Here is a 16,117-nt window from a genome sequence, read left to right on the forward strand (position 1 = left end):
AGTTTAGAGTATTATATAACATATTATTATTCTAACTTTGGAGTTTAACATGAAGTACACCCTATTAGTATTACTATATGCATCTACGCTGTTTTCTGCAGTTATTGAGACAAATGAAGGAACATTTCTTCAGATTTATGCTGACAAAGACCCTCAGTCAAATATAGTAGCTACAGTATCTGTAGACAAGGGTAAGATAGATACATCACGCTGTTTTAACACTCGTGATGACGCTCAATGGTGTCAAATAAAATACACTCAAAATGGAGTGAGTATAAATGGTTTCTCAGATAAAAAATCACTAGATTCTATAGCTTTAAGAGCAAATAAAAAGCCAACATTTGAAGCGAACTATGGCGGTAGGTACAGCGAAGTCGGAAATGCTATTTTACCGCTTGAAGATGGCATCTTACTTGTTGGAACTACTGAGAGTTTCGGTAAGGGACAGAATGATGTCTACGTTGTTAAGGTAGACCACTTCGGTAACAAGATTTGGAGTGGAGCTTATGGCGGTGGCGGTGTTGACATTGCAAAATCAGTAGTAGCGGTAAAAGACGGTTTCATGTTGGCTGGAACAACTCGAAGTTTTGGAAACAGAATCCAAAGCCTCTACCTTGCTAAAATATCTGAGAGTGGTAACTTAAGATGGCAAAAAGGTTACTACTCAGACAAAGATGACTACTACACTGGAAATAGTATGGTAATGATAAATGATAATAACTTGCTAATAGCAGGTCATGAAGATCATGTAAAGTTTTTTGACTCTGAGATAAACTTCTATCTAAATGCTATAAATACTGATGGACAGAGAAACGGTATCAAACGTTATGGTGGAAACAAAGTAGAGAAAGCCAACTCTATCATCTCGGTAGAAGATGGTTATGTGATTGCGGGAGAGACTGACACCTATGGACATGGTGGAAAAGACTCTTATGTTGTAAAGATAAACAAAGACGGTGACAGAATCTGGCATAGTGCTTTTGGATGGCGTTACGATGAAATCACAAAACAGATTATAGAGACAAAAGATGGTGGGTATATTATGGTCGGTACTACAGACAGTGATCACTCAAACCAAAAAGACGTATATGTTGTAAAGATAAAAAAAGATGGAAACAGAGCTTGGCAATATCACTATGGTTCAAAAGAGCATGAAGAGGGTAACGCTATTGTAGAGACAGAAGACGGTTACGTTATCACGGGTTACACAAAAGATACTCAGAGTTATAACCGTAATGTATATCTGCTAAAAATTGACAAAGTAGGAAATGTTCTCTGGCATAAAAATTATGGTGAAAACAGCGATGATGAAGGAAATGCAATAGCAAAAGTAAAAGATGGTTTTGTGATTACGGGATATACAACATCTAAAGATAGTAATAGCAAAGACCTATATCTTTTAAAAGTTGATAACAATGGAAATATCAACTAGAAATATAAATTTGCTATAATTTCAACATAATGATTATTAAAGAGGCGTAGCATGGGTTGGACTTGTCAGCATGATTATAAGGGTATGTGTAAACTTGTAAAGAAGCCTTGTGTGCCTGGGATGAAAGGATGTACACTAAAGAGCAGTGAGTATATCTTTACTACAGGCAGTTACGAAGATGATAAAAAAGCTGCCCAAGATAAACAGGCACAAGATATTGATTTTGCTGCTCTAGCGAGAAGTAACTAGCTACAATCCTCTAGCGCCCAAGTTACCATAACGGTGGTAACTATGAGATATGCTCTGCTCAATATAGTAGTGCATAAGCTCTATTCTTCCATGTGATATAAATGGCTCAGATGCAATATGAATGGCTTCAGCAACAATCTTCTCATATATATTTTCTTGCACTGAACTCGGTTTTAAAAATCTAACTCTTTTGGTTGTTTTAATATGTTCTACTAACCTTTCTTGATCCTCAAAACTTACAATATCGTTATCTTCAATCAATACATCAATATGTTTTTTTATCCACTCAGTTACTTCTGTCCGCATATCATCAGCTATAGACAGTTGCAACTTTGCACCACTCATCTTAACTGCACATATAGATGATACCATCTCATATAGAGAGTCATTGTTCTCAAATCTAAGAAGCACATTTTGAACGCTTAAGTACCTTATGATATTACTCTCACCACGAACATTTGTATAGTCATGCTCTTTTGCAAACTCATTTTCTATCCAGTAAGCAAAGCCTTGTGCTGTCTTATATACACTTTCTAAGGTGTTTTTATATTCCTCTTCTTCATTTATTATTTGCTCTAGTTTTTGCAAAATCGGATGAGTCTCTTTTTGAGTGATTGGCGTAATATCATGAGTTATATTCATAAACTGAGCTACATAGTTAAATCCACCGGCTTTTTTACCACTTCCTATAGCCGACTTGCCCATCCCGCCAAATGGCTGACGAGTAACAATCGCTCCTGTTGTGCCACGGTTTATGTACAGATTTCCTGCTTTTATTTTCTCTTTCCAGATTTTTTGTTCTCTCTCATCAAGAGTCTCTATTGCCGATGTTAGTCCATATCCTGTCGAGTTTACAATCTCTATAGCATCGTAAAGATTATCTGCAGACATCACACTAAGGACTGGTCCAAATAGCTCATTGAGATGAGAAAAACTTCCAGGTTTTGTACCCAACTTAATAGAAGGCTTTAATAGATATGGATTATCACCTACATACGAAGGTTCAAGTAACCACTCTTCATCTTCACTTAGATGCTCTAAGGATTTGGCAAGATTTCCTCCTACTTTGGAACTTAGTGTTCCTACTCTGTTTTTAAAATCCCAAACAGAACCTACTTCTAGTGACTTGGTTGCATCTAGCAGTATAGCCCTAAACTCTCTGTCTACATATAGTTCTTTTTCAAGAATAAGCAGAGATGTCGCTGAACATTTTTGTCCAGAGTTGTTAAATGCAGACTGCACTACATTTTTTACAGCCTGATCTCTGTCTGCAAGGGATGTGACTATCGTCGCATTTTTGCCTCCGGTTTCAGCACTCAGATGCAGACTAGGGTTTATCCTTAGCATCTCATGAGCAGTTATCTCTCCTCCTGTAAATATTACAAAATCAATATCAGGATTTGACACAAGATACTCACCTGCCAAGCCTCCATCAGTTATAACTAATTGCAGGGTGTTTTTACTGACTCCACCTCTCCAAAAACACTCACATAAACGGTGTGCACAAAGGGCAGATGCAGATGCAGGTTTTAGTATCACGGTGTTTCCACTCGCAAGTGCTGCAGCCACTCCTCCTGCTGGTATGGCAATAGGAAAGTTCCATGGACTTACTACTAACCCTACCCCTTTAGCCGATAGTTCAACACCCTCAAGGTTAGAGATTTTTTGCACGCTGTATGGATAAAAGTTTAAAAAGTCTATCGCCTCAGAAATTTCCACATCAGTCTCAGTAAAAACTTTTCCAACCTCAGCAGCAGCAATACCGATCAGGTCAGCTCTGTCTTTTTTAAACTCATTTGCCACACTCATTAAAATCTTTTGTCTATGGTTTATGCTTGTCTGTCTCCAGCCGTCTATATCTTCTTTTGCTACCTCAACAGCCCTTTTCATATCATTTGCATCTGCTTTTTTATATCTTCCGACAACTACACTTTCATGATATTGTGATTTATCTATAACCTCTACAATATCTCCATATTCTAAAGTTTTTCCACCGATAACAGAACTAGCATGATAACCGCCGTCTTCTCCTACATATTTCCATTTTTTTGCGATTTTCTCAGCCCACATGATATTTTTCTCAAGTGCAAAATCGGTATCAGGCTCATTTTTAAACTCATAAACCTCATTCTCTGACTCACCTATAAACTTTTCACTATTTCTGTTTTGAGTACGATATGGAGTAAGGGCTATAGAATCTATTATCTCTATGGAGTTTTTATAACTTTCAACAAGTATCTCCCACTCAGGTGTATCTACTTCCAAGCCAAAACTATGACGCATATAATTTCTATCTGCTGTATTTTCATCAAAACGACGAACAAGATAGGCTATTGCATTTGTAAAAGTTTTAGCCGTTGCTATGGGTGCATAAAGAACTACATTCAGACTTTCATTTTTTAACATTCTATAGGCTGTCTCACTCATACCTTCAAGCATCTCTGTACTATAGTATTGTTCAAGTGAACGCTCACGAGAGAGCAACATTCCAAGAGCTTGGTCAAAAAGGTTGTGAGATGCCAAACCCGTATGAACATATGGAGCAATATCAGTACGCAGAAGATAATCTATAATCAACTTATAGTTTGCATCACTTTGTGCCTTCTTATCATATGTCACGCATCTCCATCCTCTCAGACTTGCCTCTGTCTGCTCCATCTCCTGATTTGCACCTTTTACGATTCTTATCTTAATCGGAGATCCTCCACTCTCTACTCTTTTCTTTGCCCAAATGGAGAGTTGCTTTACTATTTCGAATGCATCCGGCATGTAAGTTTGAATTGCAATACCTGCATACAGTGAAAGATATTTTTCTTTAGATAGAACCTCTTTAAAAACATCAATACTCAGATGTAGATCTTTATACTCTTCCATATCTAAGTTTACAAATTTGTGTCTGTTTTTTATAGCTTCATCATATATTAGTTCAAGGCTAGATGTAAGCTTATTTACACTCCACTCATGAGCTAAAGGATTTATCTGCGAAAATATAGTGGATATCTTAATAGATATATAATCAATCTCAGGATTACTAAGTGCTCTCTTGTATTTTTCTATACGTTTTGCAGCCTCTTTTTCACCAAGAACCATCTCCCCTATGATATTGATGTTTACTCTTGTCCCTTCTTTTTTTCTCTTTTTTAAGTGCTTATTTAGATATTCATCCTCACCCTTGATTACTACATCGCTGATGTCATTTCTCAAGTAGCGTATAAAAATCGGCACTGAAACAGCGGGCATGTAAACCCCAATGTGTCTAAAGAGCCATACCAGTACCTTTTCAAAATCTCCGAAAAATGATGTATCAGAATATTTTTCAAAGAGGTACTCAAGTTGATTAGCGATGCGGTGTGGATTGTTTGAGCGAAAGCTCTGATCGAGTAGTTCTATGAGAAAAACTTTATTTAGCGGATCTTGAAGCAGGCGTGACATAACCTTGTGAAACTTTTTTTCAGACTTCACTCTGCTTTTTGATATCTGCTTCTGCCACTCTTTAGCTATCTCTTGTGCATTTGAAAATTGCTTATTACTTATGCTCATAATTACTCTTTAAATTCAGTTACCCAAATCTATCAGATTATTACTTTACTTTATATTATAAAGTCTTAGTATCTAAAACTCTTTGGCTTCAAAACTCTATATTATTTTTTCAGTCGGTTATGTACTTCTTTAAATGCTTCTTTTACATATTCTGGACAGCTGATGCTTTTTCTGCTAAATATTACTATTGCTATAGATGCAAAGATAAAACTCGGAAGCAGTTCGTAGAGCTCAAAGATACCACCTTCAAGCTGTTTCCACACTATAACACTTATGGTACCAGTTAGCATACCGGCAATTGCCCCGGTTCTTGTAATAGTACTACTGTAAAGACTAAAAAGTATAAGTGGACCAAAGGCTGCACCAAATCCTGCCCAAGCGTATGAGACTAACTGTAAGACACTAGAGTTTTTATCTGTAGAGAGATACCAAGCTAGAACTGCAATAGCAATAACAGTCCCACGTCCAACCCATACCAACTCTTTATCAGTTGCATTTTTTCTAATTACTGCATGGTAAATATCTCTGGTAAGCACAGAAGATGAAACCAGTAACTGTGAATCTACCGTACTCATGATCGCTGCTAATATCGCTGCAAGTAAAAAACCTGCGATCCATGGATTGAACAGCAGCTGAGAAAGAGTGATAAATATCTTCTCACTATCTTGAATCTCAATTCCACTTGCTAAAACATAGGCATAACCAAAGAAACCTACTGAGAGAGATCCAATTATAGAGACACCCATCCAACTCATACCTATAAGCTTCGCTTTATCCATTTCATTTTCATCTCGTATGGACATAAAACGCACCAGAATATGTGGTTGACCAAAATATCCAAGTCCCCATGCCAATAGCGATAAGATGCTTATTAATGAAACTCCGCTTACCATCTTGAGATGGCTTGGATCGCTCTGCTGTATTAAACTTATGGCTTCACTAACACCGCCAATTTCATAAATGACGACAACAGGAGTAATAACAAGAGCCAACATCATCAAGATGCCTTGAATAAAGTCTGTCCAGCTTACAGCGTTATAGCCTCCTAAAAATGTGTAAGAGACAATAATAAAACTCCCCACTAGCAGTGCCACTGAATAATCAAGATGAAATGCAGCTTCAAAAAGTTTTGCACCGCCGACTAAACCCGAAGAGGTATAGAGAGTGTAAAAGAGTAAAATAACAACCGCTGTAACTATACGTAAAGAATTTTTATCATCTTTAAAACGGGAAGAAAAATAATCTGGAATCGTTATAGCGTCATTTAAGTGATGAGTATATACACGCAGAGGTTTAGCGACATAATGCCAATTCAAATAAGCACCTAGTAAGAGCCCTACAGCAATCCAACTACCTACTATCCCATCGCTGTACATCATGCCCGGTAATCCTAGTAGCAACCATCCGCTCATATCTGAAGCTCCAGCACTCAGAGCAGTCACTCCAGGTCCTAAGCCACGTCCGCCAAGTATATAGTCACTAAGATTCGAAGTCTTAAAGAAGAAGTAAAGACCAATTCCGACCATGACAAGCATATAACCAATGAATGATATGAGTAGTGGTGTTTCCATTATTATCCTTATATGCTATGTTATACCATAAAACTCTTTATTCCCAAAATTGGAGAGGATTTGGATGCAAGAAAGTATAGTTTAGTTCTTTGATTATCTTCTGCGAGGATACAATGCGGTGTGTTCTTCCCTCAAAAGTCCCAAGTTCAAAACCAAAAGTTTTACAGTTTTTTTTATGTACTTCCGAACGGAGTGGATGCAGAGGTGCTACAAGATTAAAAAGGCCGTTTACAACTTGACTCTCTAAAATCTTTTTAGTTATATTTATAACATCATCACGGTGAATATAGTTTACTTCTCCATCGCAAAATGTAGAAACTTTTTTCCATTTTCCAGAGATTCTATCATCACCCATAAGCCCGCCAAGACGTAAAATGACCAACTTGTCTCTAAGAGAACGAACTAACTCTTCTGCTTCTTTTTGACGTCCTATCTTTGTTATAACTGCGCTCTCATCTACATTGTAGTCAAACTCTCTATATACAGATATAGAACTCATAAGTATGATGTTAGAAGCTGGAGATGTAAGTGTCGCTATTTTTTGAAGTGTTTGAAGGTAGTTGTCTTTTGTATTGATGGCGATGATGATTGTATCACTTTGCCAGAAGATAGAGTCATCACTCGTAGTCTCTCTAGAGTAACACTCTACTTTAAAAGTGTCAGATAGTACTTTGGCAAGAGGTTTCCCAACCCAGCCGCAACCGACTATACCAACACTTTTTTTTTCTATCATTTCTTGGGGTTGTTTATTTGGTAGCTTTTTTTGATCTTTAACATCTCATATACAGAGACTTTATCACCAGCTTCTGCTATCAACTGGTCTGTGTCAGCAAACTGACCCTGCATCTTTTTGATATCTTCATATCCGGCAGGTTTTACTTCACTCATGGCGATATTTATAGATCCTGCCCACATAATGACTATCATGACCCATACAGTCTTTTTTGCCCCTGCATAAACACCGACAAAGTGAAAAGCAATACTTAAAATAATCCCAATAGTTAATATAACACTCAAACTCATTTATTTAGATCCTCTCCTCTTGGTTTCATCACTTGCGTCTCTATACCTGTGTCTTTAAGCATCTTATCGCCAAAACTCATAACAGCCATAGTTCCAAGCAGCATAAGTACTACAACAACAAACAAAAAGACAAGTGCCATAGAGTAGCGTTTTAATATAGCCAGCATCTACTTAGGTACAATTCCGTCAAATTCTATACATCTTGAAGTGTGAAAATCTCTTTCATAGTCATCATTTCGAAATTTGTCACCTTCAAGTCTCCAGCCTAACTCTTTAGAAAGAAGTACTGATCTTGAAACTGATCTACGCATCTTGTTTTCACAAATTACTGTCTCACCGTTGTTGAAGATATCTTTTACCCCATCCATACGAGTAGTTGTCATATAGTAGTGAATTGAAATCATAGTAGTTAGGAACATAGTTACCATTATCATTCCGCGGCTGAAAGCTACTTTTGGCATGAAGTCTCTTGTTGTTACAACAGCAGTGACCACAAGAATAAAAACCCCTATAACTAAATATACTATCTCTAACTCAAAAAATAATTCCATTATGCTTCCTGTCTATCGTGTTCTGATTCCCAAGCTTCAATAGCCGGAGTAAAGTACTCAATACGAACTTTTTTAAACTCTCTAGAGCTGTAAAGTGGCATATGAGATTTGGCATCTATTTCGTTCGCCATTTCCGCGATGATGCTGTTTGTTTCTTCTTTAGTCTTTCCGTGAACCATAGTAAATAGATTATATGGCCAGTTCGCATACTTAGGACGAAGGTAGCAGTGACTCACAGCACTAAACGCCGCGGCAGTTGCTCCTATCTCTTCACCGTTTGTCTCATCTACATCCCAAACAACCATAGCGTTTGCATTGAAGCCCGCTTTTCTATGGTTAAGGATAGATGCAAACCTTCTCATGATTCCAGCTTCTTGAAGTTCTTTGAGAATTGAGAAAAATTTGTCATAATCTATATCTAACTCATCTATAATTTTTTTGAACGGTTCGCTTACCATATCTATATCATACTGAGCTGTTCTGACGATGGCATGATGAAGAGGAGTCATATCTATATCAGTATGAACAACTTTTTTAACTTCTTCTTTCTTCTCATCTTTTCCAGTTGTGTTTAACTTCACGTTTATCTTGAAAAGTTTTAGAGTCGGAAGCATGATGTAGTCATCTGCCTCTGTAAGCTCTGCAAGAATCTCAACTGTTCTATCAAGACCCAGTTTAGAGTCAGGTGCTACACCAAGAGTAAACCAGATGTTAAAGTCATGATTTCTTTCGTAGTTATGGGAGATTCCAGGGTGTGCGTTAATAATCTTAACTGCAGCACTTATCTTTTCTGGAGCAACTTTAAAAGCCACTAAAGAAGATTTATAACCCAATCTTTTTGTGTCAAATATGGCTGATGTCTGGCGAATAATATTGCTTTTTTTCTGCTCTTGAAGAATATCTAAAACCTCTTCTTCACTCATACCCAGTTCTTCGGCAATAACTTGAAAAGGTCTTGCAACTAAAGGAAACTTCTTCTGTATTCTAGATAGTATTTCGTCTTTCATATTTACATTCTTTTTTATGGATTATTTTGTTAAAAGATTGTAATCTAATTTAAATTAATATCAGTTGATGTACATCAAGTTTGTAGTTTTGCAGATTATGCTATGATGTTGTCAAAAATACGAAAGAGAAACATGGCTTATTTTCCGGCTTTTTTAAAACTTGACAATAAAAAAATACTTATAGTTGGTGGTGGTTATATAGCTTTCGAGAAGCTCGACCATCTTTTAGATTTTACAAAAGATATATCGGTAATCGCACTTGACCTTTCCGACGATATGGCAAAGGGCATCAAAGATAATAATCTCCCTTTCGAACAAAGAGCTTATAAGAGTGGTGACATAAAAGATTTTGCAGTTGTTATAGTTGCGGTTGATGATATTCCTCTTCAAGCAGAAATATTTGCCGAATCAAAACAGTATAACTGTTTGTGTAACTCTGTAGACTCAGTTGACTACTGCGACTTTATTTTTCCGTCTTATGTAAAAAAAGATGACCTGACAATAGCTATCTCTACATCAGGTGCATCTCCAGCAATGGCGAAGCATCTGAGAATGTATCTGCAAGACCTCATCCCTACGGGGATAAGTGAGTTTTTAAAAGAGATGAAAGATCTGCGTCGCACACTTCCTAAGGGAAAAGAGAGAATGAAAATGCTTGATAAAAAAGCAGAAGACTATATAAAATCATGGAGCAATAGATGAGCGTTAAAAAAGGGTTAATTTTTGGACTGCTATTTGGATTTTTAGTATTAGGAATACTATCAATGCAAAGAGCAACTCCTCAACATAAAGAAGAGAGAATCTACAAAGCTATTAAAGTATATAGTCCTTACGAACTTGAAAAAAGGATCGGTGGTCTTACTATTTTAAACAAGCAAACGGGTATCAAAGAAAAACCAAGCGCTGCTGAAGTTCTTCACCGTTTAGATGAGTTGGATCAAGAGTGGGGCAAAAAGCATCTAGTAGTAAAAGATAATGATGTAATCATTCTAGGTGATAACAATCAAACTGTTGTAAAAATATTTATTGAGTCAGAAAAAGAGAGAGCTTTTCTTAAAACCTTTTTTGGCATCTAAAGATATAGATGCTAATCTTTTAATCTAAAAGAGTAATACAGCGATAAAAGTAGCATTGCAGATGCAGTGCTATACAACACCGTATAATTAAAAAAGTATAAAATAACTCCCCCAACTATAGAGAAAAACAATCCAAACGAAACAACATTAATATGAAGAGCTACATAGACAGGTCTTTTCTCAGCAGGAGCTATAGAAAGTATCAGGTTTCCAGATGCTATGCGGTTTCCATCAAGTGCAGCTCCCACCATAAAGAAGACTGCCATATACTCATAGAGTGAAGAAGCATTAAAAGCTACCAAAATAGCAATAATCTGCAAAGATATAGAGATATTAGCCGTCAGCTTATTTAGCCCACGTCCGCTAAGTCTTCCCCACAAAAAGTTACTAAGCATCGCACCTACCATCTGAGTAGTAATAAGACTACCAATGGCCACACCATCTAAGTCTATCTTTGTCTGTGCATCTAGGATGATAAACGGAAGAGCTATGAGGTAAGCATACGCCAGAAAAAAAGTTTTTAGCTGTATCTGCAGGGCTTTGTCTTCTTGAAGAGTTATCCAAGAGTTATGGAGAAACTTTTTAAAAGAGTTCTCTCTCTTAGCTACTTCTTCTTTTACAGGCTCATCGATAGTTCCAAAAGATAGATAGCCAAAACCCATGATAAATGAGCTGATGATGAAAAGATAACCGTAGCTGTACGGTGCTTCAAAAGTATGAATAATCCAACCTGCCAATGCTCCACTAAGAAGTCCGCCTGCCCCACTGAAAAACTGTCTATAAGCCATAGTCTTTCCACGGAACTTATGAGAAAATATCTTGCCTATGATATCTTTAAAATAAATCGCCCCAAACCCTGCACTAAACGAGAATACAAAAAGACCGATACCGATGGAGAAAAGTGTCAAGTTCGGAGAGTTTTCTCCAAAGAGTATGATAGCCACACCGATAAAAAACCATGCAAAAAATCTAGCTATAAAAACACGTCTAAGGTAAGGTAACATAAGAGCGTAACTCTGTGCCTGAAACGCTGCAAAAAGCTGAACTACGATAGCCCCACCACGAAGAAGTGCGGCAAAAAAACCAACCAACATCGAGCTACCGCCAAAGTAGTTAACTATAAGAGGCAAAATAGTAGAAGGCTCAGCTATCGTAGTACCGATAGTGAGAAAAAAGCCATGCAGTATGTTTCTAATATGGTTGGAAGTTTTGTCCATTTGTAGCTTCTTTGAGTAAATATTTTCTAATTATAGTGAAAATTATTACTGTTTGTCTTATGTTTATCTTTTAATACACATCTTTTGTTTTAGTTAATTAATTAAGGTTATTTTATATAGAATATGATTGATTTAATAGTTATGCAAAATTAAATATTAATAAACAAAAAAGGAATAATTATGGGGTTTGAATTATCTCGTCGCTATGGGCGATATTGGGAAGACTGTAAAACACTTGATAAATTATTAAAGAAATATCGTTTTAATACTACAGGTAAAAATGAACGTGAGTTTGAACATGGATTTGCCAACACTTTAATGACTAGTGACGAAAATTATAACTGCAATATAATTACTCAGATTGACAAAGAGACCACTGTTCAAAGTATATATTGTTTTGGTAAAAAGCATCGACCAGATATGTCACTAGATGAAAATGGTATAGCTATAGAATTAAAATTTATTACTTATGCTGGTTTGAAAGATGCTATTGGACAGGGTTATCTTTATAGGCTTAAATATAAATATGTATTTTTGGTTCTTATTATAAGTGCGGAAAGAGGCTATATATATGAAGATCTTTGTGCTGGTAAAGAAAAAGATTTAGAAGATACTTTACAGCATTTAGCTGATAATATGAACATATTTTCATATGTAGTTCCTGCATATACTCTTAAAACTAACCAAAAAAGATACTATTCATTTTTTGAGCCTATAAATGCTTAACAAATCTTTCTCATTCCCATCGTTCTCAATGAAAATGCATTCCCAAGCAAGAGCTTGGTAACGAGAGGTTTCTAAAATATTCTTTTAGTTCAACTTCTCCCAAGCTTCATCAATACTAGCAGCATTTTCAGTCACAAAAAGATAAACGGCAGCGTTTAGTTTTGCAAGCTTCATGTACTCATCAGATGGATTGTTTATTTGGTTTAGAGAATCTTCTAAAGTAATATGATCCCATGATTTTGTGTAGTTGATTCCGTAGTTTGCAGGGTCAACTATTATCTCATCTACCTCACCACCGTTTGAGATCCATAAACGACCTTTGCTAAAGAGCTCAGGTGTTCCTTCATTTCCTTGGATAAGTGCAAATCTTTTATATTTATCAGAAAAAATCTCTACATATTTTTTTACATAGGGCTTGTGAAACACACCTGTGATAGCGTACTCACTGTTTGCAACACCTGGAAGTTTCTCTATAGTGTTAAAACCGCTGCGAAGACCCAGTTTCATACGAAGCTCAGTTAGGTCACTCATCTTAGGAAAAAAGTCTCTACGGTCAAAATAGTGAGCATTTTTATGCAGTTCTATGTTTGTACAGATATCTTTGACAGTTATCCCGCCTTTTGCAGGAGTAAGCTCGTCTCCGATAACAACAAGATTGAGTCCTGACTCTTCAAGTACCTTTGCGACAAGTGGAAATATATAAGGATTTTTTGCTTTTCCATCAAATGGATAACCAAGCTCTAGTGAGTTAGCAATAGTAGTTTTTTCTATGTAAGCATCACAAGCATCTATAGCTCCACGAAACTCTGTAGTCGTCTCAGGTTTTAGTCTCCATCCTAGAAGAAATGCAGCTGCTTGTTCACTTGGAATTGACTGATTTAAAATCTGATCCATCATATCTTTAGACTCTTCTAAAGTTAAATCTCTATTACCTTTTGGTCCTGTTCCAACAGCATGTATGTACTTGAAAAAATCCATATTTATCCTTGATATATATCTATTTATTTTTTTAAGCGATATGATATACTCTTATACTTAAGTTTGAATTAGGAGTTCGCATTAAAAAGACAGTCCTTATTACAGGTGCTAGTTCCGGTATGGGTAGAGCTACTGCCGAGTATTTATCGAAACATGATTTCATAGTATATGCAGGAACTCGCAGTGTTAAAAACCTAGAAGATTTAAACCATAAAAATATCATTCCGATTCATTTAGATATTACTGACCAAGAGAGTATCGACAAAGCGACTGAGCTTATCTACAAAGAACATAAACAGATAGATGTTCTTATAAACAACGCCGGATATGGTCTTGTCTCTACAGTCGAAGATGTTACTGAAGAAGAGATGCTCGCACAGTTCAACATAAACGTATTTGGCGTACTCAGAGTTTGTAAGGCTGTCATTCCTATTATGAGAGAAAAAGAAAATGGCGTTATCATAAACATCTCTTCATTTTTAGGCAAAATCGGTCTTCCTCTTCTTACTATGTACAACTCCAGCAAGTATGCTGTTGAGGGCATCACTGACTCTCTTCGATATGAGCTAAAAGAGTTTAACATCAGAGTTCACTCTATCATGCCTGGCTTTTTTGACACTAATTTTGCAAGAGGAAACCTTGTGACAAATGCAAAGACTTTTGCTGAGGACTCTGCATATTCATCTCTTGTTTCTAACCTTGCTCCTGTTATAGTAGAGCAGATAAACAGCGGTAACTCTGCCGCAGAGATAGGTGAGATGATTTTAGAAGTTATAAACAATGATAAGTTTCCCGCTCGTGCAACCATAGGCGACAAAGCTAAAAAGTTTATCCCGATGAGAAAAGAGCTTAGCGATGAAGATTTTGAGAGACGTGTAAGAGAGCATTACAATCTATAATGGACAGTTTTTTCTTCAACATAACTAACACCAGCTACAAAATAACCAAACTACTTGAGACGAAAAAAGAGCATGTTACAAGAGTAGATATCTCAAACGGTATAGTCTTTTTTGACATACTTTTAAACTCCCCACAAGACTTAGAATACCATGTAAAAAATCTTGACAGAATGATAGCCATCCCTGTTACAAAAAAGGGTTCTTTTACTATAGACGACCATATCCAAAAGAAGTGTTTTGAGGTTAAAGAAAACAGCATAGATATCTTTATATCTTCAAGACAAGACTTATCTCTTAGAATAAAAAAAGAGACAGATGCTGAGATATTTGTACTTTTTGTCGCTGACTTTATTTTAAAAAGATATTTGAGCTCAGATGCAAACGAAGTCATAAACTACCTATATGACAACCTTCAAGATGAAGTCTCATGTGAGCTGATGGACTCTCACCCAATAGATGCTATGAGTCTACATATCATAGACAAAGTACTAAATACAAAAGCAGATGCTTATATGAACAGCATCAGATGCGAGCATAATATCTTGGAGTTTATGATTCATAGATTTGGGCTTTTAGATATGGTTGATGATGAACTTAGCGATGACGAGATTTGTATATCAAAAACTTCTAAAAACATCTTACTGCGAAGTTTTTCTACTCCGCCTAGCATCCAGATACTAGCCCACCTTTGTGCGACCAATGAGACAAGTCTGAAAAAGATTTTCAAAAAAGTCTACAAAACCACCATCTACGGTTATATACAAAAACTTCGTCTTGAAAAAGCCAACTTACTTTTAAAAGAGAAGTCCCTAAACATCGGTGAGATTGCCAAAGAAGTCGGCTATAAACATCAAGGACATTTCTCAAAACTCTTTTTTGAACACTATGGCATCTACCCAAAAGACCTGCTAAAAAAATAATTCCTCCAGTGCTAAAATAAAATTCTTCCAGTGCTAAAAAACCATTGAAGGTAACTTTTGATTTCTATATACTCTAGGAAATTAAACCTTAGGAGTTCAAAATGTCAAAAGTAGTTTTAATAACGGGTGCAAGTTCTGGAATGGGAAAACTAACTGCAGAGTTTTTATCTGACAACGGTTATACGGTATATGCAGGAACTAGAGATGCCAATGCAATCAACTATGATTCTTCACTTAAAAGTATATATATAGATGTAACAAAAACAGATACCATAAACAGTGCTGTAGAGACTATCATTAAAAACGAAGGTAAGATCGACGTTCTTGTTAACAATGCAGGTTACGGTCTTTTAGCAACAGTTGAAGATGGAACTGATGAAGAGATGTTTAACCAGTTTGATGTAAATGTATTTGGACTTCTAAAAGTCACTCGTGCAGTTCTTCCGTATATGAGAGAAGCAAAAGATGGTGTGATTATTAATATATCTTCTTTCTTGGGAAAAATTGGTCTTCCACTTTTAGCACACTACAATGCTTCAAAATACGCTGTTGAAGGTATAGTTGACTCTTTAAGATTTGAGACACTTCCATACAATGTAAGAGTTCACTCTATCCAGTCTGGACTTTTTGGTACAAACTTTGTTAAAAACGGACTTGTGGCAAATGCTAAAACAACGGCTGAAGACTCTCCATATAAAGATTTGGTATCTCACTTTGTACCAATAGTTGCAAAAGCTATCAATGAAGGTCCAAATCCTCAACCGATTGCAGATGCTGTAAAAAATATTATTGAAGATAAAAATTCTAAAATATTTGTACCTGTCGGTGGTGAAGCTGAGACTTTTGTTCCTCTGAGAAAAGAGTTAAGCGATGAAGCATTTGAGACAAAAGTAAAAGAAACTTTTGGCATCTAACTCCTAAATCTCCT

The 16,117-nt window shown here is 36.3% G+C and carries 17 protein-coding genes; 8 read left to right on the forward strand and 9 right to left on the reverse strand.

Features of this window, described 5'->3' with window-relative positions:
* The first annotated feature begins 49 nt into the window (after positions 1 to 49).
* Positions 50 to 1,432 carry a hypothetical protein gene (locus ABZC13_RS05235; RefSeq protein ID WP_373001042.1) on the forward strand — a complete coding sequence of 461 codons (1,383 nt, stop codon included), beginning with the start codon at positions 50 to 52 and terminating at the stop codon, positions 1,430 to 1,432.
* 51 nt (positions 1,433 to 1,483) lie between these two features.
* Positions 1,484 to 1,681: a hypothetical protein gene (locus tag ABZC13_RS05240; RefSeq protein ID WP_373001044.1), complete on the forward strand. Its 198-nt coding sequence runs from the start codon at positions 1,484 to 1,486 to the stop codon at positions 1,679 to 1,681.
* Here the strand turns inward: ABZC13_RS05240 and ABZC13_RS05245 are convergent, their stop codons facing one another.
* The 7 genes from ABZC13_RS05245 to ABZC13_RS05275 all read right to left on the reverse strand — a co-directional run bounded on the left by ABZC13_RS05245 (position 1,682) and on the right by ABZC13_RS05275 (position 9,373).
* A complete protein-coding gene (locus ABZC13_RS05245) occupies positions 1,682 to 5,221 on the reverse strand; it encodes a bifunctional proline dehydrogenase/L-glutamate gamma-semialdehyde dehydrogenase (RefSeq protein ID WP_373001046.1) in 3,540 nt (1,179 codons plus the stop codon).
* Positions 5,222 to 5,322: 101 nt separating this feature from the next.
* The gene (gene putP, locus ABZC13_RS05250) at positions 5,323 to 6,792 is read right to left on the reverse strand and encodes a sodium/proline symporter PutP (protein ID WP_373001048.1); all 1,470 of its coding nucleotides are present in this window, start codon (positions 6,790 to 6,792) and stop codon (positions 5,323 to 5,325) included.
* Between the two features lie 37 nt (positions 6,793 to 6,829).
* Positions 6,830 to 7,525, reverse strand: a complete 696-nt coding sequence (locus tag ABZC13_RS05255) for a hypothetical protein (protein WP_373001050.1) — start codon at positions 7,523 to 7,525, stop codon at positions 6,830 to 6,832.
* Positions 7,522 to 7,815 (reverse strand): hypothetical protein, encoded by a 294-nt coding sequence (locus ABZC13_RS05260; RefSeq protein ID WP_373001052.1) that lies wholly within the window; start codon positions 7,813 to 7,815, stop codon positions 7,522 to 7,524. The genes ABZC13_RS05255 and ABZC13_RS05260 overlap by 4 nt, the downstream gene beginning before the upstream one ends.
* Positions 7,812 to 7,982: a hypothetical protein gene (locus ABZC13_RS05265; RefSeq protein ID WP_373001054.1), complete on the reverse strand. Its 171-nt coding sequence runs from the start codon at positions 7,980 to 7,982 to the stop codon at positions 7,812 to 7,814. Before ABZC13_RS05265 ends, ABZC13_RS05260 begins: the two co-directional genes overlap by 4 nt.
* The gene (locus ABZC13_RS05270) at positions 7,983 to 8,366 is read right to left on the reverse strand and encodes a hypothetical protein (protein WP_373001056.1); all 384 of its coding nucleotides are present in this window, start codon (positions 8,364 to 8,366) and stop codon (positions 7,983 to 7,985) included.
* Positions 8,366 to 9,373: an Lrp/AsnC family transcriptional regulator gene (locus ABZC13_RS05275; protein WP_373001058.1), complete on the reverse strand. Its 1,008-nt coding sequence runs from the start codon at positions 9,371 to 9,373 to the stop codon at positions 8,366 to 8,368. Before ABZC13_RS05275 ends, ABZC13_RS05270 begins: the two co-directional genes overlap by 1 nt.
* Positions 9,374 to 9,505: 132 nt before the next feature.
* On the opposite strand from ABZC13_RS05275, the gene ABZC13_RS05280 reads away from it, so the two are divergent.
* Entirely contained in the window at positions 9,506 to 10,075 is a 570-nt protein-coding gene (locus ABZC13_RS05280) for a bifunctional precorrin-2 dehydrogenase/sirohydrochlorin ferrochelatase (RefSeq protein WP_373001060.1), read from the forward strand.
* The gene (locus ABZC13_RS05285; protein WP_373001062.1) at positions 10,072 to 10,449 is read left to right on the forward strand and encodes a hypothetical protein; all 378 of its coding nucleotides are present in this window, start codon (positions 10,072 to 10,074) and stop codon (positions 10,447 to 10,449) included. Before ABZC13_RS05280 ends, ABZC13_RS05285 begins: the two co-directional genes overlap by 4 nt.
* Positions 10,450 to 10,460: 11 nt before the next feature.
* Here the strand turns inward: ABZC13_RS05285 and ABZC13_RS05290 are convergent, their stop codons facing one another.
* On the reverse strand, positions 10,461 to 11,666 hold the full coding sequence (locus tag ABZC13_RS05290) for an MFS transporter (RefSeq protein WP_373001064.1): 1,206 nt from the start codon (positions 11,664 to 11,666) through the stop codon (positions 10,461 to 10,463).
* 180 nt (positions 11,667 to 11,846) lie between these two features.
* Here ABZC13_RS05290 and ABZC13_RS05295 point away from each other — a divergent pair, with 180 nt between their 5' ends.
* The gene (locus tag ABZC13_RS05295) at positions 11,847 to 12,392 is read left to right on the forward strand and encodes a hypothetical protein (RefSeq protein ID WP_373001066.1); all 546 of its coding nucleotides are present in this window, start codon (positions 11,847 to 11,849) and stop codon (positions 12,390 to 12,392) included.
* Between the two features lie 84 nt (positions 12,393 to 12,476).
* Here the strand turns inward: ABZC13_RS05295 and ABZC13_RS05300 are convergent, their stop codons facing one another.
* Positions 12,477 to 13,370, reverse strand: a complete 894-nt coding sequence (locus ABZC13_RS05300) for a glycosyl transferase (protein WP_373001068.1) — start codon at positions 13,368 to 13,370, stop codon at positions 12,477 to 12,479.
* A gap of 98 nt (positions 13,371 to 13,468) precedes the next feature.
* Here ABZC13_RS05300 and ABZC13_RS05305 point away from each other — a divergent pair, with 98 nt between their 5' ends.
* The 3 genes from ABZC13_RS05305 to ABZC13_RS05315 all read left to right on the forward strand — a co-directional run bounded on the left by ABZC13_RS05305 (position 13,469) and on the right by ABZC13_RS05315 (position 16,103).
* The gene (locus tag ABZC13_RS05305; protein ID WP_373001262.1) at positions 13,469 to 14,269 is read left to right on the forward strand and encodes an SDR family oxidoreductase; all 801 of its coding nucleotides are present in this window, start codon (positions 13,469 to 13,471) and stop codon (positions 14,267 to 14,269) included.
* The gene (locus ABZC13_RS05310) at positions 14,269 to 15,189 is read left to right on the forward strand and encodes a helix-turn-helix transcriptional regulator (protein ID WP_373001070.1); all 921 of its coding nucleotides are present in this window, start codon (positions 14,269 to 14,271) and stop codon (positions 15,187 to 15,189) included. The genes ABZC13_RS05305 and ABZC13_RS05310 overlap by 1 nt, the downstream gene beginning before the upstream one ends.
* Positions 15,190 to 15,290: 101 nt before the next feature.
* Positions 15,291 to 16,103 carry an SDR family oxidoreductase gene (locus ABZC13_RS05315; protein WP_373001072.1) on the forward strand — a complete coding sequence of 271 codons (813 nt, stop codon included), beginning with the start codon at positions 15,291 to 15,293 and terminating at the stop codon, positions 16,101 to 16,103.
* Positions 16,104 to 16,117 lie beyond the last annotated feature (14 nt).

It is taken from the genome of Sulfurimonas sp., assembly GCF_041563035.1.
In the GTDB taxonomy this organism is placed as follows: Bacteria; Campylobacterota; Campylobacteria; order Campylobacterales; family Sulfurimonadaceae; genus Sulfurimonas.